The 21,786-nt window shown below is 37.6% G+C and carries 10 protein-coding genes; 5 read left to right on the top strand and 5 right to left on the bottom strand.

Translation table 11 applies throughout. The features are described 5' to 3' along the window. Positions 1 to 18 precede the first annotated feature (18 nt). Genes GR160_RS14195 through GR160_RS14185 form a run of 3 tightly spaced genes read right to left on the bottom strand, consistent with a single transcriptional unit; the run spans position 19 to position 4,425 of the window. Entirely contained in the window at positions 19 to 2,430 is a 2,412-nt protein-coding gene (locus GR160_RS14195; RefSeq protein WP_160750551.1) for a TonB-dependent receptor domain-containing protein, read from the bottom strand. A gap of 56 nt (positions 2,431 to 2,486) precedes the next feature. After that, complete coding sequence (locus GR160_RS14190) at positions 2,487 to 3,755, bottom strand: HAMP domain-containing sensor histidine kinase (protein WP_160750550.1); 1,269 nt, start codon at positions 3,753 to 3,755, stop codon at positions 2,487 to 2,489. After that, entirely contained in the window at positions 3,748 to 4,425 is a 678-nt protein-coding gene (locus GR160_RS14185; protein ID WP_160750549.1) for a response regulator transcription factor, read from the bottom strand. The genes GR160_RS14190 and GR160_RS14185 overlap by 8 nt, the downstream gene beginning before the upstream one ends. 465 nt (positions 4,426 to 4,890) lie before the next feature. On the opposite strand from GR160_RS14185, the gene GR160_RS14180 reads away from it, so the two are divergent. Continuing rightward, positions 4,891 to 8,874 carry an ATP-binding protein gene (locus tag GR160_RS14180; RefSeq protein WP_160750548.1) on the top strand — a complete coding sequence of 1,328 codons (3,984 nt, stop codon included), beginning with the start codon at positions 4,891 to 4,893 and terminating at the stop codon, positions 8,872 to 8,874. Positions 8,875 to 8,997: 123 nt separating this feature from the next. Beyond that, positions 8,998 to 15,138: a choice-of-anchor Q domain-containing protein gene (locus tag GR160_RS14175; protein ID WP_160750547.1), complete on the top strand. Its 6,141-nt coding sequence runs from the start codon at positions 8,998 to 9,000 to the stop codon at positions 15,136 to 15,138. Between the two features lie 285 nt (positions 15,139 to 15,423). On the opposite strand, the gene GR160_RS14170 is transcribed toward GR160_RS14175, so the two are convergent. Continuing rightward, positions 15,424 to 16,146 (bottom strand): LytTR family DNA-binding domain-containing protein, encoded by a 723-nt coding sequence (locus tag GR160_RS14170; protein ID WP_160750546.1) that lies wholly within the window; start codon positions 16,144 to 16,146, stop codon positions 15,424 to 15,426. After that, complete coding sequence (locus GR160_RS14165) at positions 16,143 to 17,195, bottom strand: sensor histidine kinase (protein WP_160750545.1); 1,053 nt, start codon at positions 17,193 to 17,195, stop codon at positions 16,143 to 16,145. The genes GR160_RS14170 and GR160_RS14165 overlap by 4 nt, the downstream gene beginning before the upstream one ends. Positions 17,196 to 17,484: 289 nt before the next feature. Between GR160_RS14165 and GR160_RS14160 the strand changes: the two genes are divergently transcribed. The 3 genes from GR160_RS14160 to GR160_RS14150 all read left to right on the top strand — a co-directional run bounded on the left by GR160_RS14160 (position 17,485) and on the right by GR160_RS14150 (position 21,690). Next, entirely contained in the window at positions 17,485 to 19,860 is a 2,376-nt protein-coding gene (locus GR160_RS14160) for a TonB-dependent receptor (protein WP_160750544.1), read from the top strand. A 32-nt stretch (positions 19,861 to 19,892) separates the two neighbouring features. Next, positions 19,893 to 20,714 carry a DUF4249 domain-containing protein gene (locus GR160_RS14155; protein ID WP_160750543.1) on the top strand — a complete coding sequence of 274 codons (822 nt, stop codon included), beginning with the start codon at positions 19,893 to 19,895 and terminating at the stop codon, positions 20,712 to 20,714. A gap of 91 nt (positions 20,715 to 20,805) precedes the next feature. Beyond that, complete coding sequence (locus tag GR160_RS14150; protein WP_160750542.1) at positions 20,806 to 21,690, top strand: SDR family oxidoreductase; 885 nt, start codon at positions 20,806 to 20,808, stop codon at positions 21,688 to 21,690. Positions 21,691 to 21,786 lie beyond the last annotated feature (96 nt).

Raw genomic sequence — 21,786 nt, 5'->3', positions numbered from 1 at the left:
TAGAATTTCTAATGTTGCCTAAAATTTGTAACTGTAACCAAAACGTATTACCTGCGTTTCATAATAATCTTTGCTCGTATAGCTAAAGCCATTGCCCTGGACTTCTTTACGGATAACGAGTGTGTTGAACAAATCGGTAGCATTTAAAAACAATTCGCCTTTACCTTTTTGTATAATTTTCTTCAGGCCAATATCGGTAGAAAAACGCCCCAAAGTTTTTCCCTGCGGAATAATATCCGGTGCAAGCCATGCCGCCATAAGTTGTCCAGTAAGGGTAGGAGAGAAGGTAAAAGTATTGTTCCACTTAACATTGCCTGATGTTATTTGTTGTTTTGTGGCCGAATAATTTGTGGGTTCAGGATACAGTATCTCGACACTAAAAGCATCAATGGTGTTGCGGTATAGTGTTGCGTTGAGGTTAAAAGAATACCAAGACGCAGGTTTGTGAGAGAACATAACTTCAGACCCTATCATGTTGCTTTTACCTGCATTTTCAAAAACATTATAAATAAGTGTACTGCCCGGAGTGGTTGTGGCAATACGTGTAATGGTGCCCTCTACCTGTTTGTAGTATGCCGAGGCAAAGAAATATCCTTTTTCAAAATTGGCTTTGTAACCCAATTCGGCAGTATTGGTAAATTGAGGGCGCAGGCCGGGATTACCCACTTTTATAATCTCGGCATCATCATACTTGGGAAATATGCGAATATCTACCTCGTTCGGGCGGTCTACCCTGCGGTTATAAAATAATGACAGCTTGTGACTATCGTTTAATTTATAAGAGAAGCGCAGTGATGGAAATGGCTCCAGATAATGGTAGCCGTCTGTACGGTAAACAGGGTGATTAGGATTCACTTCATATTCAAGATCAAGATACTCTACACGTACACCTGCTTCGGCTTCAATGCGGTTAGTTTCATAAATATAATTGCCATAGACAGCTGGTATCGATTCTTCATAGGTTGCCTTTCCCCCTGCATTGGCATCTATTACTGAGTTTTGACCGGGAAAGAATTGCATATTGGTAGGAATTACACGATTGCGAAATTTAAATCCGGTTTCAAACCTGCCCGAAGCTAAAGGCTTTATGTAGTCGAGATTTACATCGAGCACGTTTTCATCTGACAATAGCTTAAAGGCATCCCTTCCTGTAGATGCGGGGAGCATATTATCAAAAAAATATTTTTCATCTTCCCTATGGAAAGTGTAGTTGACACCTGCATTGAGCACATGCCCTGCCTCTTTAAATTTATGTTGGTAGGAAGCAGATGCCATTAAGTTAGTTTTCAACTCATCTTCAAGAAATTGCCATAACCTCAGGCGCTCGGAATAATCAGCATTAAAAAAGGGTTCATCTCCATTATCAATTATCTTTTCACTACCAAAAAGTGCCGAAAAAGCCAGAGTGTTGTTATCATTATAATTCCAGTCAATACCCGTTTTAAGGTTGGTAAAATGAGTGTTACGGTTGCGTTTGGTTTGCTGATTTATTATAGTGCCGTCATCATAAGTACGGGTTACAAATTCATTTTTATTCAGCGTTTCGGTATACAGGTAATCACCCTGAAAGTAGATGTTGACCTTTTCTTTACGATAGTTAAGCGACAATGAAGGATTTATTTTTGGAGTGAGCTGGTATTGCGGACGAATGGTTGGGAGGTTACCTTTACGTTGCCATAGCGCCCCTAAGCCTGATGCTAATCCCACTTTGCCGTTTAACCCCTCATCTTTATTTTTCTTCAGGATGATGTTTATAATACCCGCATTACCATTGGCATCGTATTTAGAAGAAGGGTTATTAATAATCTCAATTTTTTCTATGGCCGATGCAGGCAGGTTCTCCAGTCCCGACTGCCCGTTAAACCCTGTTAATGCAGTTTGTTTTCCGTCTATAAGCACCATTACCTTATCGTTGCCTCGAAGCTGTACTTTACCATCTTGGGTGGTAACGCCCGGCAGGTTTTGCATGGCTTGTAATACAGAACCGCCGCTTTGGGCAATGTTATCGGCAAGTGTAAATGTTTTTTTGTCCAGTTTATTGCCTATTTCATCCTGCCGGGACGTTATAACTACTTCGTCAAGCTGTTGGCTATCTGTTGTAAGCTGTAGTTTACCTATATTAAGAAATTCCGAAAGCGAACCCACAAACAGCTCTTTTGTAAATGTTTTATAACCCATAAAACTTATTTCGAGCAGGTAGTTGCCGGGCGGAATAGGAGACAGTGTAAAGCTTCCTTCTTCGTTAGTGATAGCAGTTGTTATAACTGTATTGGTTTTCGATTTTATAACAGCATTGGCATAACCTACAGGTATTGAGCTATCTGTTTCAGTTACTGTGCCGGAAATAGTTACCGCCTTTACCTGTGCTGTTGCTGTTTGATAAAAACACAGCATTAACAGTGCTAAATAAATAATGATGCTTCTTTTCATGGTACTTCGTTTTTTGATATGGCGAAGTTGCGAACTGATTTAGAAGCAAATCTGAATTAAGGGAATCTTACTGTAAAATTGTGCATATTTTGAGTAAAGCTATAGTCTATTTCCCATCCGTTTAGTTCTGCAATTTTTTTGATGATGGCAAGGCCAAGCCCGTTGCCCTGTGCTGATGGATCTGTTTTAGAAAAGCGGTTAAATAACTTATCTGTATTTAAGGCAGTTGCAGTTCCTGTATTAGAAAAAAACAATTTGTTGGCAGCTGTTCTGATAATTATTTTCCCATCCTGAATATTATGTCTTATAGCATTGAGGAACAGGTTGTTTATTAATATTTCAGATAAGGCTGGGTTTGTATTTATTTTTAACGTAATACTTGTATCCAGTTCAAAAGAAATATTTTTTGGCGCGCCTTGTTCCTTAAAGAAATCAAGATGTTTTTCTGCAATATCATTTATTATTACCGGCTGTTTGTCCAGATAGGTGTCGTTGTCAATTTTAGAAAGCAGCAGCAAATTTTTATTCAGCCTGTTAAGCCTTGAAATATCATCATTGAGCGAATCAATAAGTTCAGATTGTTGTTGTGAAAGTCCCTCATATTGAGCCAATATATCTACTTTAGTTTGAAAGAGAGCTAAAGGAGTTTGCAGTTCGTGCGCTGCATTTTCTACAAATTCGCGCTGACTTTTGTATATCGCAGTATTTTTTTCGATAAGCCTGTCAATACTCTTGTTTAGTGAATCAAATTCAGAAATATCTGTTGAAGTAAAAAGAGGAGGATGGTTTTTGTCAATTTCAAAATCCTGTATTTTGCGTAGGGTATCATAAAAAGGTTTCCATATTTTACTGGCAGAAGCTCGGGATATATAAATAATGCCGGTAAGCAGTATTGCAATAATAAATAGGAACATAGCCGCAATGCTAACTACCATGCCTTCCATAACAACAAGGTTACTTTTTTCTATATACGTATATCGTTGCCCATTAATATTTACTGGTCCCCACAACACCCTGTAAGGCTCCATTTCTTTAGAAACGGGGTCAAGCTCCATAGTGCCAAAAATAGAATCTTTTATAACCCCTCTGTCCGGAACAATTTCTACATTGCGGTTGTATTTGTTCCAGTTAGCAATGTCTGTTTGGCTTAGGTTATTATCATTTTGTTCAAATGCCCCTTTATGAAAAAGTAAAACCTCATCTGTTTCGTACACATACAGCCATTGACATATATAATAGAATACAGGTGCCGATGCCAGTAAAATAATTATGGCATAGAGCAGGAAACTGCGTGTGGTTTTGTTTAATAGCTTTGTTTTACTCATCCTGCCATTTGTACCCCAAGCCGTAAACGGTTTTTATATAATCTCCGGCTCCTGCTGAGGTAAGTTTCTTTTTAAGGTTTTTTATATGAGCATATACAAAATCATGATTATCGAGCATATCGGCCATATCTCCACTCAGGTGTTCGGCGATAGCGCTTTTACTCAGTACCTTGTTTTGATTGCCTATAAGATACAGCAGCAAATCTATTTCTTTTTTGGTTATGTCCAGCTTAATGTCATTTACCGTTACGCTCTTACCAAGTAAATCGACCGAAATTTCGTTAAAAGTAATAATGTTACTGCCATTAAAGTTCTTACGGCGTATTAGTGCCTGCATACGAACCAGCAATTCAGACAAGTGAAAAGGTTTGGTAAGATAATCGTCAGCCCCTAAATTAAAGCCCTCAATCCGTGTTTCAAGCGTTTCCTTTGCTGAGATAATAATAACACCTTCTGTTTTGTTTTGAAGTTTTAGCTCTTTAAGTATATCAAAGCCATCCCCATCGGGCAACATCAGGTCCAGCAGTATGCAGTCGTACTCATACATGCTTATTTTATCAAGCGAATCACGGGTTGTGGCTGCGCTTTCACACTGAACGCCATTTGGCTTAAAGTATTCTTTAATGCTTTGGCTTATTGCAGGTTCATCTTCTATTATCAGCACTTTCATAACTGCAATTTAGCAAATAGATTTTGAAGCAAATCTGAATTATATAAATTTTGGTAGAAGTATTTTGTTATCATTAATTACTATACTATCGGTTCAGGGAATGCCTGTTATGACAGATATGTTTTTATTTTATGGTATTACTGACTGTAAATTCAAACTCTGCTATATGTACTGTCAACAGTAGCAGTTATGAGCAACACCATTGTTCATTTAAATGATGAAACCCTGAAATATCAAAGCTGCATCCTGTAGCCGGGGAAACATTAAAAAAAGTAACCCCATATATTGTAGATAAGTATGTTGTAAAATAGAAATATTGAATGGCATTATAGGGCTCAAATATTGAACACATTTTGACATATTATACCATAAACAAGTGTATTAAAATTACCCTAAAACTTTCAAATTGCTTATTTTTACGTGGTTGAATACCATCAATAATAAATTTTTGAATAAAACCCTTAAATGAAAAGAGAAGTAATAAGGATTTGTACTTTTCTCAATTGCATTGTAATAAATGGAAGTATTGGTTGCTTAATAGTAATACTTTCTGTGTTTTTCAGTTCTCTGTATGCACAAAACATACGCACAATTACCAGTGCCGACGGTTTGCCGCAATCTTTTGTATCCGGATTAGTTCAGGATCAAGATGGTTTTATCTGGATAGGCACCCGTAATGGACTTTCGCGTTATGACGGAAGGGAATTCAAACTTTTTCAAAATAAATTTAACGACACTACATCACTGGCATCTAACATTGTTATTGGTATAAAAAGACATGATAACGACTTATGGATAGAATATGAAAGTAATGAGGTAGATGTAATGAACCTTGCTACCGAAGAGATCACTCATTTTATTACCCCTTCTATTTATAAAGATGCTTCATTCAGGTTTTTGCGCAGGGGATGGATTGTTACAAAAAATAAAGATTTTTGGAGCATATCTTTAAAGAATGGGGTTACTAAAATAGACAGTAACCAAAAGATTATACGCTATACTCAAAGCAGTGGTTTAGAAGGCGATATAATACGTAGTATTTTTGAAGACAGTAAAAAAAAGATATGGGTTTTAGCACAGCACAGCCTTTACAGGTTTAATGCCAGGAAAAACCGATTTGAAAAATTGCTTAATCTGGATCTGGATCTTGAAGATACAACCACTCCAAGTGAAGTTTTGGGTATGCTTGAACAACCCGACGGAACTATTATTTGGGGAGACCGAAGGTATCTTTATTTGTTAGATGCTGATAGTATGTTGCTTAAAAAGGTTAGGCTAACATCCAATTCTCCAATAGGTGTTAAATGGTTGGCATTATCTCCCAAAGGAGATGTCTTTTTTGAAGCTAATGGCAGTATATATAACTATAATAAAAAGGGCATAACTTATATAACTACCCTTAAGGCCAAAGACAAATCTTTTGCCGGCTGTTTTTTAGTAGACCGTTCGGGTTTGTTATGGATAGGAACCAATGCTTCAGGTATATATGTTTTAGATTTTTCCGCATATTTTGAAACCCATCCATACAAAGAAAATTTTGCCGAAGATGTATGGAAAAGCCAGTTTGATTTATCGGCACAAAATGATTTTTCCTGGCAGGAAGGTAATGAAAGCTTATCGTCTTCCGGATATCACATACGCTCTGATTATGACAGTAAAGGAAGACTTTGGTTAGCCCTTAAGCAAACTGTTTTTTGTTATAACCCTGAAAGTAAACAAAAAAAGGTTTTGCCACCGTTGCCCGCCTATGGTAAAGATCTTGAAAAATTCCGCCCGCTGATTAAGGGTATAACATTTATAAAAGGAGACGTTCCAATTGTTGCTGATTATAATAGCAATATTTTTAAATATAATGCTAATTCAGATAAATGGGATTTATTATTACCTGCTTTTTACATAAGAGATCTTTATGATCGCCCTGTTTTAACAGAAGATATTTATGCAGAAGGCAACAGGCTTTGGATGACTACTCAAGCAGACGGATTACTGTATGTAGATCTTGATACTAAAAAAGTACATCAGCTAAAAAAAGGGCTGCCCACAACACATCTTTTAGGAATTGAGCACAGCGTAGATAAAAACCTGCTATGGATTGGCAGTTACCATGGGCTGATATGCTTTAATAAAAAAACTTTTAGGAGTCGTGTATTCTCAGTTTCTGAAAGTTTGCCCGATAATACTATTTATTCTATACTTTCAGATGATTACGGATATTTATGGATAACCACTAATAAAGGACTTTGTAGGTTTGATCCTACCACTTTTAAAACCCTTAATTATACATTTGAATATGGCTTGCAAGGCAATGAGTTTAACCGTTTTCATCATCTCAAACTCCCGAATGGTAAACTTATATTTGGAGGGTTAGAAGGGTGGTCATTATTCGATCCTAAGTCTGTACAGCAGGATATGTTTAATACGCCTGTGGCACTAACAGGATTAAAAGTAAACAACAAAGCTTTTAATGCAGCCAAATATTCTAATAATACGGCCACAATAAATACTCTGCAAAATGTAACGCTAACATATAACGATAATACGCTGTCTTTTGAGTTTGCCGGATTGCAGTATAATCATCCGGAAGATATTCTGTACAGGTACCAGCTTGAAGGTTTTGATAAAGACTGGATTGTTGCAGGTAACAATAACGAGGCGTTCTACACAAAAATTCCGCCCGGTTCTTACATGCTCAAGGTAAATGCAAGTAATACCAGCAGAAAATGGAGCCGTCATATAAAAACCTTGCAGGTAATAATAAATCCGCCATGGTGGGCCACCTGGTGGGCATATGTTTTTTATGCCGCCCTCGCGGTACTTTTGATCTGGCTATACATTCAGTACCGTATAAGGCAGGTGATGGTAAGGCAAAATATGTTGCTTAAAGAAAAAGAATCAGCCCAGTTAAGAGAGCTTGATGAAATGAAAACCCGTTTTTTTAGCAACATTACCCACGAGCTGCGCACACCTTTGACTTTAATTTTGGGTCCTGCCGAAAAACTTAAACAAACCCTCACATTACCTCAAAGTCTTGCTATGGCTACTACTATTTATAAAAATGGCGAACAATTACTGGGGCTAACCAACCAGCTTTTAGATCTTGCCAAACTGGAAGCCGGGGCTATGAAACCGCAGTTAAAGAAGGGGAATATTGCAGAGACTTTACAAAATGTAATTGACCTTTTTAGAGAAGAAGCTAACAAAAAAAATATAGATCTGATTTTTATAAAGGACGGTAAAAACTTTAATTATGTATTTGCACACTACATGCTCGAAAGGATAGTGCACAACCTTGTGGGTAATGCCATTAAATTTACACCCCAACAGGGCAGGGTAAAGGTAGTTCTTGTAACGAACGGCCGGACTGTTACTATAACTGTAAAAGATACGGGTATGGGTATTCAGCAAAGTCAGTTGCAAAATATTTTTAATCGTTTTTATCAGGCTGATATTGATAATAGTTATCAGGACAATAATACAGGCACAGGTATTGGTTTAGCATTGGTAAAAGAATTTACAGAGGTACAGGGAGGAACAGTTACGGCTGCAAATTATGAGGAAAATAATGCAACAGGAACTATTTTTACGATTACCCTGCCCTATGAGGAAATTATAGAGATGTTACCTGCTCAAAAAGAAACTGAAAAACTATTAACTGCTGACGATTTTGAAGAAGAATTTACTACAAACAGGCCATTGGTATTACTTGTTGAGGACAATCAACAGATAAGCGATTTTATGATACAAAATCTTGAACCTTTTTATAAAACCTATGTTGCATTAAATGGGAAAAAAGGATTGGAAACAGCCTTACAATTAATGCCCGATTTTATAATAAGCGATGTGCTTATGCCTATTATGGATGGTTTTACATTGGTGCAGGAATTAAAAACAGATATTCGAACGGCACACATACCGATAATGTTGCTTACAGCGAAGGCCGATTTTGAGAGTAAGATCGAAGGCTTAACTTATGGAGCAGACGATTATCTTACAAAGCCATTTAGTGTTACTGAACTGCTTTTGCGAATAAAAAATCATTTAAACCGTCAGAAAAAACAAAGGGAGTTTATACAGCAAAAACTAAAGCATCTTAACGCTGCACCACTGCCACAGGAAGAAAGTTCTGGCGACATTTTTTTACAGGAATTCTACAAAATTTTAGAAGATAATCTTGACAATGCATTGTTGGGTGTTGAAGAGATATTGCCACTGGTTAATATGAGCCGCACCAGTCTGCACCGCAAAATAAAAACTATTACAGGTATGAGTACCGGAGAGCTTATTAAAGTGTACCGACTAAAAAGGGCAGCACAGTTTTTAAGGGAAAACTACAGTAGCACCGAGGCAGCATATAAAAGTGGTTTTAGTAGCCCTTCTTATTTTACAAAATCGTTCAGAGAGTACTATAACCTTACACCTAAGGAGTTTATAAATACACCCAATGGTTAGCTGAAACGATTTTTATAGTATTTGAAACATCTGTTATAGCCTGTTTAGATAGTGATTGATAGCTTGCGCAAACTTTTTGCTGCATAACTATCAAATACATATACACAACTAAACAATACTTTTATGGATGTAAACTTTACTATTATAAAACGGCAAAGCATACTGCTTTACGTTTTTCTGCTATTTAGTACAACACTTTTTGCACAAACCATACGCTATGTAAAACAAGGAGCAACAGGCAGTGGCAGCAGTTGGGCTAATGCCTCGGGCGATTTACAGGCTATGATAAATGAATCCTCAGCCGGGAGTGAGGTCTGGGTGGCTGCGGGTACTTACCAGCGTAGTTCCGGACAATCTTTTTCTATGAGAAACGGGGTTAAAATATACGGAGGATTTCCTGCTGTAGGTACCCCTGGTTTTGAAGAACGGGACTGGCAAAATAATATGACTGTTCTTCGGGGTAATCAGGCAAGTGTTGTAATAAATTATAATCTTAATAATACAGCACTACTGGATGGGTTTAAAATAGCATTTGGCTCAGCTACTTATGGAGGGGGTATATATAATAATAATTCATCTCCTGTAATTACTAACATTCTTTTTGACAGGAATAGTGCTACTTATGGAGGAGGTATTTATAATTTGAATTCTACAGCTTCTATTTATAATGTTTTAATAATAGGTAGTATTGCAAGCCAAAATGGTTCGGCAATATATAACTCCAATTCAAATGTTCATTTAACCAATGCTATAATAACATTTAATTACAGCACAGGATTAGGTGATGCTTTATATAATAACTCTTCATCCCCCATTTTAACAAATATTACTATTACAGCAAATAGAAGTCCAAATGCTAATGGGGCATTAATTTATAATTTAAATTCATATCCCGAAATTAGGAACAGCATAATTTATAATAACCCTTCGAGGATTGTTAACGAAAATTCACAACCGTCAATAAGCTATAGTCTTGTGCAGGGTATGGCAGCAGATCCGGCAAATAATAACCTGGACGGAAGTATTGATCCATTATTTATTAATCCAAATTTGGTTGGAGAATTGCCAGGGAATTATGGCGTATCATCTGTAAGTCCGGTTATAAATATGGGTAACAGTAGTTTTTATAATGAGTCGCAAACGCCGAACCTTTCTTATATAACTACTGATTATTTAGGGAACAGCAGGATTGCAGGAAGTTTTATAGACATGGGAGCCTACGAATTTAATCCCGATAAAATAATGCGTTTTGTAAAACAGGGAGGAACAGGGAATGGTACCAGTTGGCAAAATGCCTCGGGCGATTTGCAGCGTATTATAAATGATGCGGGATATGGCAGGGAGGTGTGGGTTGCAGCTGGAACTTACCAACTTGCATCGGGAAGTTTTTATACTATGAAAGACGGAGTAAAAATTTATGGAGGATTTCCAGATTCGGGAAATCCTACTATGGCAGAGCGTAACTGGCAAAATAATGTTACAACATTAAGGGGTAATAATAACTCAATTATACGAAACGATAACAATTTTGTTACTAATACCGCTGTATTGGATGGATTTACATTGACAGGAGGAGGAAACTTGGGTGGTGCGCATCGTGGAGGTGCTATTTATAACAATAATACCTCGCCGATATTAAATAACCTTATTATAACTCAAAATAGTGCCAACTACGGAGGAGGCATATTTAATCAAAATTCATCGCCGGTAATGAACAATCTTAGCATTACCAACAATGTTGCAACATTTGGCGGTGCAATGGATAATCAATCATCATTTATTACTTTGACTAATAGCAAAATCTCAGGAAATTTTGCAGAGAGTTCAGGAGGCGGCTTATATAACATAAGTACCTCTACCATTTTAACAAATGTTACAATTAAAGGAAATAGTGCCAACGGTGTCAGTGCTATTAATAATTATGCAGGTACACATACAGTAACAAATACTGCAGTTACCGGAAATAGTTCTTTAACAGGTTATTCGGCCTTAACTTATTCAAATAATTCGCCTGTATTAACTAACGTCACAATTAGTGGAAACCTTGGAGGTGATCGGGAAAATATATTGATGTTTACAAATTCTTCGCCAAAAATTCGGAATTCGGTCATTTATAATAATTCCAGTGGCATACAAAATAATAATTCGGTACCCGAAATATCATACAGTTTAATCCAGGAGATGGAAGAAAATACTGCTAATAATAATTTTGCAGGTACTACTAATCCTATGTTTATAAATTCTTTATCACCCGGTTTGAGTGAAGAGGGTAATTACAATCTGCAATCAGGTAGTCCACTAATAAATGCCGGGAATAATTATTTTTTAGCCGGACAATCTCCTGATCTTTCTCACATCATTAGCGATGCTGCGTTAAACCCAAGGCTAATTGCAAATAATATTGAAATAGGCGCCTATGAATATATGGATCCGGCAGAGATTAATATTCGTTACGTTAAAGAGGGCGCTACAGGTAGCGGATTCAGTTGGGAAAACCCTTCGGGCGATTTGCAGGCTATGATCAATGCTTCGGCATCAGGTAACGAAGTTTGGGTTGCATCAGGAAACTATCAGCCTGCATCGGGTCAGTCTTTTTCAATGAAAGAAGGGGTAAAGATATACGGTGGTTTTCCAAATACAGGAAGCCCGTCTATGGGAGATAGAAATTGGAGCAATAATATATCGACTTTGCTGGGTAATGAAGGCCCTGTTATCTCAAATTCACGAAATGGTCTAACTTTAACTTCTGTACTGGATGGCTTTACAATTACCGGAGGTAACGGGTATCATGGAGGGGGAATATTTAACTGGGAGGTATCGCCTACTTTAAATAATCTTTACATACACAGCAACAATGGTGTATATGGAGGAGGTGTATGTAATTATTCTTCCTCTCCACATATGTATAATATCAATATCAGCAATAATGTTGCAACAACAGCGGCAGGAGGAATTTATAATATAGGCAGCGAATCTTTAATAATTGCAAATGCATTAATAAGTAATAATTCGGGTGGTGCCGGAGGAGGTATAATGAATCATAGCTGTGTTTCTGTATTTATAAGAAACACTGTCCTGACAGGAAATACAGCTGGTGATGGCGGAGCTATAGTAAGCTATGATTGTACTTCTCTTGTTTTTACAAATCTAAGTATAGTTGGTAATCATTCATCTACATATAATGGGGGAGGGATTTTGAACGGAAACTCATCACCTTATATCACAAATTGTACTTTTTCTAATAATGTTGGAAGGGCAATATATAATTACAATAATTCAGTACCACAAATTCGTAATACAATCATTTCCGGCAACGATACAGGGATTTATAATATTAGTGGTTCCAGTGCCGGTATATTTTACAGCATTGTGCAGGGCGTATCTGCCGATGCTAATAACCACAACCTTGATGGCAGCCTCGATCCGATGTTTGCTGATGCTGCTAATGGCAACTATGCCCTGCATCCATACAGCCCTGCCGCTAATACAGGAAGTAATGACTATTATGCTGCCGGACTAACCCCTGATCTAAATGCTGTTACTACAGATATTTCCGGTAATGCACGATTTTATAATAATGGTACCATAGATATGGGAGCATACGAATTGCAGGAAACGCCTGTGGTAAACATTAGGTATGTAAAAGAGGGGGGAATGGGTAACGGCTACACCTGGCAAAATGCCTCAGGAAATTTACAGGCCATGATAAATGCCTCTGTTGTCGGTAACGAAGTTTGGGTTGCCGCAGGAACCTATCTGCCTGCGGTTGACCAGGCGTTCTCTATGAAAGAAGGTGTAAAGATATATGGTGGTTTTCCTGCCACAGGAAATCCGTCGATAGGCGAAAGGAATTGGGCATCTAATCCAACTGTATTATATGGTAATTCGTGGAGAGTAATTACTAACTACAACAATGGTTTAACAAACGCCTCAGTGCTTGACGGCTTTACAATTACGGGGGGTGCAAACGTGGGGCAGGGAGCCGGCATTTATAATGCAAATGCTCATCCTGTAATAAAAAACTGTATTTTTAGGAATAATGTTTCTTATGAATGGGGAGGTGGTATGTATGATGCAGGTGCCGGAGAGCCCACGTTAGTAATAAATTGTCTTTTTTCAGGCAATTCGGGTAGTGGTGGGGCTGTATTTGCCGATGTCGGTTCGTCCATAAAGTTCTATAACTGCACTCTTGCCAATAATACAGGTGGCAATGGCGGCGCTTTACATACTTATCAAAATGCTGCACCTTCACTTTATAATTGCATACTGTGGGGCAACACGGTGCCTTATGATACAGGATCACAAATATATTCATCTGTAGGGGGATCAGTAAACATACAAAATTGTATAATCGAACAAGGGACTAATGATATTGCAGGACCCAATACTGCTGACAATATTTTAGATATCAATCCAATGTTTGCAGATGTTGCCTACGGTAACTATAATCTGCAAGTTGTAAGCCCGGCCATAAATGCAGGAAACAACGAATATTATGCTGCAGGGCTAACACCGGATTTAAGTTCTGTAATTACCGACCTTTCCGTCAACTCACGTATTTATAACAACCAAGTCATCGATTTAGGAGCTTTTGAATATCAGGGAAATACAGAATGTACAGTAACCACGGTTTGGAACGGCAGCAATTGGGACAATGGTGTACCGCAATCTGTCGCATACAGAGCCATTATTGAAGGAGATTTAAACTCTTCTCAAAACATTACTGCCTGCTCTTTAGAGGTAATTGCCGGTAATACAGTTATTAATACCGGGCATACATTTACTATAAAAGGAGCAGTCGATGTTTTTGAAGGCTCATCGTTAACCGTAAATAACAATGCGGCCTTGGTGCAGTTAGATAATGTGACCAATACGGGTAGCATTACGGTTCATAAAGACAGCAATTCGCTTTACAGACTAGATTATACCATGTGGTCATCGCCTGTAGCAGGACAAAACCTATTGGCTTTTTCTCCACAAACCACTATTGGACGTTTTTATAGGTACGGCTATGATTACGATGCAGAGGCTGGTGCATTTTTAGAACAATACTGGACGGTAGATGCTGCTGCTACAAATTTTGAACCTGCAACGGGCTACCTTATTCGAATGCCAAACGGAAATGCTACACCGGGTTATAATGCAGGCACAACCCCTATAACCTTTACGGGGACTTTTAACGGTGTACCAAATAATGGCGATGTAAACTACCCTTTTTATTATGGAAACAGATATGTTGCAGTAGGTAATCCTTACCCTTCGCCAATTAGTGTAGTTGATTTTTTTAATGAAAATGTCAGTATGATAAACCCTACGTCAGCTCTTTATTTTTGGAGAAAGCGCAATAATGCCGATGCACCTTCTTATGCGGCTTTAACGCTTGCAGGTTATATTGCTAATGTTGCAGGTGGAGGAGACCTGGGGCAGGGAGATTATTATACAGGGAATAACGAGAACTGGCATATAGTGCAGGGACAGGGCTTTATTATAAGAACAAGAATAGACACCAGTGGTGTATACATTAAATTTAAAAACGACATGCGCAGGCAGGCTGCAGCAACTGGCAACCAGCCATTTTTCAGGACGGCTCAAAATAATGCATCGGGCGTGTGGTTAAATCTAACGAATGGACAGGATGGTTTTAGCCAAACAGCCATTGTGTATATGGATAATACTACTTTAGGTTTAGATTATGGTTATGATGGGCAACAGTTTAATGATGACAGCAGTATTTCAATATATTCAATTGCCGAGGAAACAAATCTTTCCATTCAGGCAAGGTCTCAGTTTCAGGTTAATGATGTTGCGCCATTAGGTTTTAGGACAAATATTTCGGGAACGTTTAGCATAGCTATAGACCATTCAAGCGGCCTATTTTTGCAGGGGCAGGATATTTATATAAAAGATAATGTTTTGGGTACGGTGACCAGTCTTGAAAATGCTTATGTTTTTACAAGCGGTGCTGGTGTTTTTAATGACAGGTTTGAAATAGTATATGCAGCAAATGTATTAGGTAACAACAATACTAAATTTGAACCCGATAGTGTAATAGTATTTAAAGATGGTAATACTATTTCTATAAAAACAGCTACTGCACTGATTAATGATGTGACTATATATGATACACGAGGTAGGAAACTTTACACAAAAGAAGGAATCAATTCTACTGAAACAGTTTTAAATGGGCTTCAAATACAACAGCAAATGATACTTGTTGAAATTAATACCAATAAAGGAACTGTAAGCAAAAAAGTAATTTTTTAAGTTATTATACAATACTGAGTCCGATCAATTTTCTCTGAATGAAAATAGTCGGACTCAGTTTTTATTATTATATTTTTGTGTTGTTATTATACTAAAAAATGTAGACCATATTTGGTTTTGCAACTTTTAGCCTAAAATATTTTTTAATATTTCTGCCCACTATTTATTCGTTTTCTTCTCCTGAAAGCTGTACCTATTTCTTCAAATAATTTATTTTACTATATCCTTTCATACTGTGAACCATATACTAAAGCATAAGGTGTCTTTTTTAAACAATTAAAAAAATTACTTGCTAAGCAGCTTTTTAGTAACATACTCATTAAAAAAAAAATCACGGTAAATGTTACCGATAGGAATTTCGGCCCGGCCAATATATACTGTATTGTTGTCTACAGAATCGACATGATTAATATTAATAATGTATGATTTACTAACTCTTACAAACATGCTCTTAGGCAACTGGTCGAAAATAGTTTTAATATTCATACCCGTAATAACTTTTTGACCTTCGGTGTGCATAACCACATAATCTTTGAGTCCCTCAACATATTGTATGTTTTTAAAGTACACTTTAAACATCCTGCGGTCGGCTTTCACAAAAAAATAATCATCGGTAACGCTCTCAATATTGTTTTCGCTATTATCTGCGTTAAGCAATTTTAGATACGATTGTGCCTTTTCTACAGCTTTGGCAAAACGTTCCGTCTTTACAGGTTTTATAAGATAATCTATAGCATCTACTTCATAACTTTCTGTGGCAAATTCAGAGAAAGCAGTGGTAAAGATCACCAATGTATTTTTAGGTATAGTACGCGCAAATTCAATACCACTAACCCCCGGCATTTGTATATCAAGAAAAATAAGGTCGGTTTTATTTTCAGCGAGAAAAATTCCGGCAGCTTCCGGCCCATTAAAAGAACCAATAAGTTCTAACTGGCTAAATTGCTCAGTCAGCATTTGTATGGCTTCACGCGCCAGTGGTTCGTCATCTACAATAATACAGGTCATTGTTGCAATTTTATAATTAAGGTAACGGTATAGCTTTCCTGCTCGTCTTCTATTCTGAGCATATGAGACGACGGGAAAAGCAGTTCCAACCTGCGTTTTATATTAGCTAAGCCAAGCCCTCCCGATTTTTTTACAGCTTTTATAACAGGTTTAGAATTTACACATTTAAAATACAGTTCATTATCTATTATATCAAAAAATAAGTGAACATACGATTGCCTTGAAGCATCGTTATTATGTTTTACAGCATTTTCTACAAATGAAATAAACAATAAGGGCGGTATTTGTACGCCACTGAGGCCGCCTTCTTTAGATATGATGAAATCAAAATTATCTCTTCTTACTTTTTCCAAATTTAAGAAATCTTCCAGGAAATGAATATCGGACGTTAGCAGTACTTTATCCCTCGAGCTGTCATAAAGCTGATAGCGCAAAAGGTCACTCAATTTTACCAGTACTTCAGAGGCTTTTTCCGGGTCTTTTTTAGTAAGTACATTGGCATTATTGAGCATGTTGAACAAAAAATGCGGGTTGATCTGGTTTTTAAGCTGTTCGAGTTCGGCATTGGTTTTTGCCTGCTCCAGGCTGTGTATCAGCTGCGCATCTGCTACCCATTGCTGGAATAATTTTACCGATGCAGATGCAACCGTAAGAACCAATACCATGAAGGAAAAGGTAATAAAATTAACAGTGTCTTCTTCATTAGGCAGTAAATGAGGTTTCAGGTAGCATGAAGCTGATCGATGTATAAAACCCGAAACAACCATACCCGCAACTACTGATAATCCATAGCTCAGATACTTTTTCCTGAATAAAAATTTAGGTACAAAAAAATACATATTGCTGTAGGCAAGCAACAGTATCTGAAAAAAAGTAACCGCCCGGCTGTAGGTTTCATAGGGTTCGGCATATTCCGGCGGACTGTAGTATAAAACTATAATGCTAAATACAATAAGTATTAGGTGCCTGTACAGCCTGTATTTTTTAGAAATGATTACCAAAAGCATCCAGTTGGTGTCTACTGTTTGGGTGTGTAAAGTTTCACTCATAAGTATATAAATATATAATACAAATGTATTTTAAAAAAACAGGCACGTAAGTTTATATTATACCAAACACACAATGGCATATACCAAATTAGCTGCTAAATGTACATTATAAAAGTCTGTGATTTAAGTCCTGTATTGTTTATGACTAAACCAAAGCAGCAAATTTATTTAGTAGTGACAATATGCATTTTAATATAGTAAATAGTCTGTTTGGTATATTATATAAAATAAGGCTTTTGTAAAAATTTAGTTTAGCTCCGGATTTAACTTTTAACGCAAATTATTAAATATGGAGAAGAAAATCGTTTTTGCATTACTAATGGTCTTTGGCGCAGTCCTCAGTGCCCTCTCTCAGGAAAAGGCTACATTGAGCGGAACCATTGCAGACAAGTCTAACAACGAAACGCTTATTGGGGTAAGCATTTATATTCCTGAGGCTAATGTGTCGCTCACAACCAACTCTTATGGTTTTTATTCGGTTACGCTTCCAAAAGGTGATTATACTATTATCATAAGCTATATGGGATTTACTGATGTGCAGGAAATGGTCTCTTTACAGGCAAATACAAAGCGGGATTTTGCAATGGCCGAGAACAGCAAGCAGTTAGAAGAGGTAGTAATTACATCTAACGCTACTAAAGCTAACATTCGCAAGCCCGAAATGAGCGTAAACAAACTCTCTATTGCCACCATAAAAAAAATGCCGGCTGTTTTGGGCGAAGTAGATGTTTTAAAATCGATATTGCAACTGCCGGGAGTAACTACAGCCCAGGAAGGTGCATCGGGTTTTAACGTTAGGGGTGGCTCTGTAGATGGTAACCTTGTGCTTTTAGATGAGGCTGTTGTGTACAACACATCGCACCTGTTTGGGTTTTTCTCTGTTTTCAATTCAGATGTTATAAAAGATCTTAAACTCTATAAGGGCGGCATCCCTGCTAATTTTGGAGGAAGGGTATCGTCTGTACTGGATATTTACCAAAAAGAGGGTAACAATAAAGAATATCATGTTACAGGAGGGCTTGGGCTTGTATCGAGCCGTCTTTTGGTAGAGGGACCTATACAAAAAGAAAAAAGCTCTTTTGTGGTAGCAGGCCGCGGCTCTTACATGCATCTTTTCCTGAAACTGGCCGATGAACCAAACTCGGTTTACTTCTACGACTTTAATGCTAAGCTAAACTATAAGCTCAACCAAAATAATAGCCTCTTTATTTCCGGTTATTATGGTTATGACTATATGAATTTTAACGATGCGCTTATAAACGATTACAGCAACACGTTTATAAATGTGCGTTGGAACCATATTTTTTCAGATAAGCTTTTTTCTAATGCATCTGCCATTTACAGCGATTACGATTATGGCATCAGGATAAAGTTTGCCGGGCTTAACGGCATAACCGAAATTAAAAACTATAACTTTAAATATGATTTTAAGCACTATGTATCTAACAATTTTGTGCTTAACTACGGTATCAATTCCATTTACTACAACTTTAACCCCGGAACCATTACACCATTTGCCGGAACGTCGAGTGTAAACCCTGAGCAGCTTGAAAAAAAATATGCATGGGAAAATGCTGCTTATATAAGTGCAGAACATAAGTTTACCGATAAGCTTTCGATGACCTATGGACTGCGTTACAGCAATTTTTTAAGGCTTGGTGAAGAAACCAGAAATATATATGCCAACAATCAGCCGGTGGTTTTTAATCAGGAGTTCCAGGTATATGAAGAGGCAGATATTATTGGTACGAAAAAATACGGTTCCAATAAAAAGATTGTAGGATTCGACAACTTCGAACCAAGATTTGGAGTTTCGTATGCCCTTGACGATAACCAATCGATAAAGGCAAGCTATAACCGTATGAGCCAGTACATACACCTTATATCGAATACAGCATCGGCAACACCGCTCGATGTATGGGCACCAAGCGACCAGTATTTAAAACCACAAATACTGGATCAGGTGGCGGCAGGTTATTTCAGGAACTTTAAAGATGACAAATATTCGCTTGAAGCGGAAGTATTTTATAAGAAGTTAAAAAATAAATCTGATTATATTGATGGTGCCGATCTTATTGCCAATAAAGCTATTGAAAGGGTAATGCTAAATGGAGAGGGGCGTGCTTACGGGCTTGAACTAATGCTTAAAAAGAACACAGGCAAACTTACCGGATGGGTTTCTTATACGTTATCGAGGGCAGAACAGCGCACACCGGGAGGTATAGCCGGTGGCCCGGGAATTAATAACGGAGATTGGTATCGTGCCAATTACGACAAAACCCACAACCTTTCAGTTACAGGGGCTTACCAGTTCAACAAAAAATGGTCTTTCGGAGGCATTTTTACATTCCAGAGTGGCAAAGCAGCAACCTTTCCTGACGGAAAATACAGGTATCAGGGCATAACGGTTGCCAATTATGGTACCAGAAATGCCGACAACCTTTCGGCCTATCACCATTTAGACCTTTCGGCTACATACATTCCAAAGCCTGACAAAGATAAAGGCTGGCAGGGAGAGTGGGTGTTTAGTATTTACAATGCTTATGCACGAAACAACGCCGCTTCATACACCTTTGGGCAAAATCAGGATACCGGAGCAAACGAGGCGAGGAGGATGTCTATATTCGGCATTATGCCAAGCGTAACCTACAACTTTAAATTTTAAAAGAACCACTGTTTAAATTAAAAAGATCAAATATGAAAATATATAAAATGATATTGCTGCTGATAATAGGATCTTCAATGATTTCGTGCGAAGATGTAATTACCGTAGACCTGGATACTGCCGCGCCAAGACTGGTTATAGATGCTTCTATAGACTGGGTTAAAGGCACACCAGGCAACGAACAAAAAATAGTGCTGTCAACCACTACAGGTTATTATAGCCCCGATTTTCCAACAGTATCGGGTGCAAATATAACCGTAACCAACAGTGCAGGTAATGTGTTTACTTTTACTGAAACCCCTGAAACAGGAGAATATATTTGTACCAACTTTATACCGGTAGTTGGTGAAACCTATCAAATGGTTATTATTTTAAACGGAGAAACATACACTGCAACCGAAACCCTAACAGCCACTCCAAACATTGAAGAAACTATTGAGCAGGACAATGAAGGTGGTATGGGAGGCGATGAAATAGAAATTACATTTTATTATCAGGACGATCCGGCTGCCACAAACTATTACCTTTTTAATATAAGTTCGCCACGTTCGGCATTTCCGGAACTTTCTATTGAAGATGACGAGAACAGCCAGGGCAACATGACTCCTGAATACTATTCGCACGAAGATTTGAAACCCGGCGATCTTGTAAACATCAGGCTCTACGGAATATCAGAACGTTATTATCAATACATGAACAAGCTTATTATTGCTTCGGGCGGAGATACCGGGCCATGGCCTCCAACACCTTCAGTAGTTCGTGGCAATATTGTAAACCAGTCAAACTTTAACAATTTTGCTTTTGGCTATTTCAGGCTTGCCGAGGTAGATACAAGAGATTATGTTATACAATAAATAGGGGTTTCATAATTTGTTTTTGGGTTGAATGCCGGCATGTGCAATCAGCATGTCGGCATTTTTAATTATCAAATTGTTTTAATTTAAAATGGAAAAAATACTTATTACAGGCGCGACCGGAGAATATGGCAAAGCAGTTATTGATACTATGATTAAAATGGGGGTAAAAACCAACCTTATATGTGCAATGGCAAGAGATACCACAAAAATTAATCATTTGGAAAGGCTTGGCATAACAACTGTTTATGGAGACTATGATGATTATGATTCGCTTTTTACGGCTTTTGATGGAATAGAGAAACTTCTGTTTGTTTCGGGTACTACAACCACTAACAGAGGAAGGCAACATAAGCAGGTGGTAAAAGCGGCAAAAAAGGCAGGGGTAAACCATATTGTATATACAAGCCAGTTGCACAAAACCGACAGGCCGGATTCTCCTATTAAGTTTGTGGTGAATTCGCACTTGGAAACTGAGAATGCTATTAAAAAGAGCGGAATGCGATATACCATTTTAAGGAATGGTTTGTATATGGATCTGTTACCCACCTTTTTAGGAACTGACGTGCTTACAAAAGGAATATTTTTACCTGCCGGAGAGGGGAGGGTAGCGTTTACATTAAGAAATGACCTGGCCGAAGCCGCTGCTGCCATACTGGTTTCTGACAGCCATAAAAACAAAACTTATGATTTGTGTGCCAATGGAGTAACATTTGCAGAAATAGCTGGTTTTCTATCAAAAATTATAGATAGGGAAATAAAATATACCAATGCCAATTACGACAGATATATTGATGGTGCTGTAGGCAATGGTACTCCAAGAAAAATGGTTTTAATGCTTGCAGGTTTTGCAGCCGCAGTTGCTCAGGGAGAATTAAATGGGGAAAGTACAAACCTGGAAGCCCTTTTGGTTCGAAATCCTAAAGACGTATTGAGCTTTTTAAAGGAAAACTATAATGTCAATGATTTTAAATAATTGAACAGCAATTTATTATAACTATATAGAATTAAAAGAAAAGTCTTCGGTGCCAATCCTTACTGTAAAAAGTTTTGTTAACATTAGTATGCCTTA

This window comes from Flavobacterium sp. Sd200 (assembly GCF_009826935.1).
Taxonomy (GTDB): Bacteria; Bacteroidota; Bacteroidia; order Flavobacteriales; family Flavobacteriaceae; genus Flavobacterium.
Note: the sequence above shows the minus strand (reverse complement) of the source record. Positions and strands in the feature narration are given on the sequence as shown.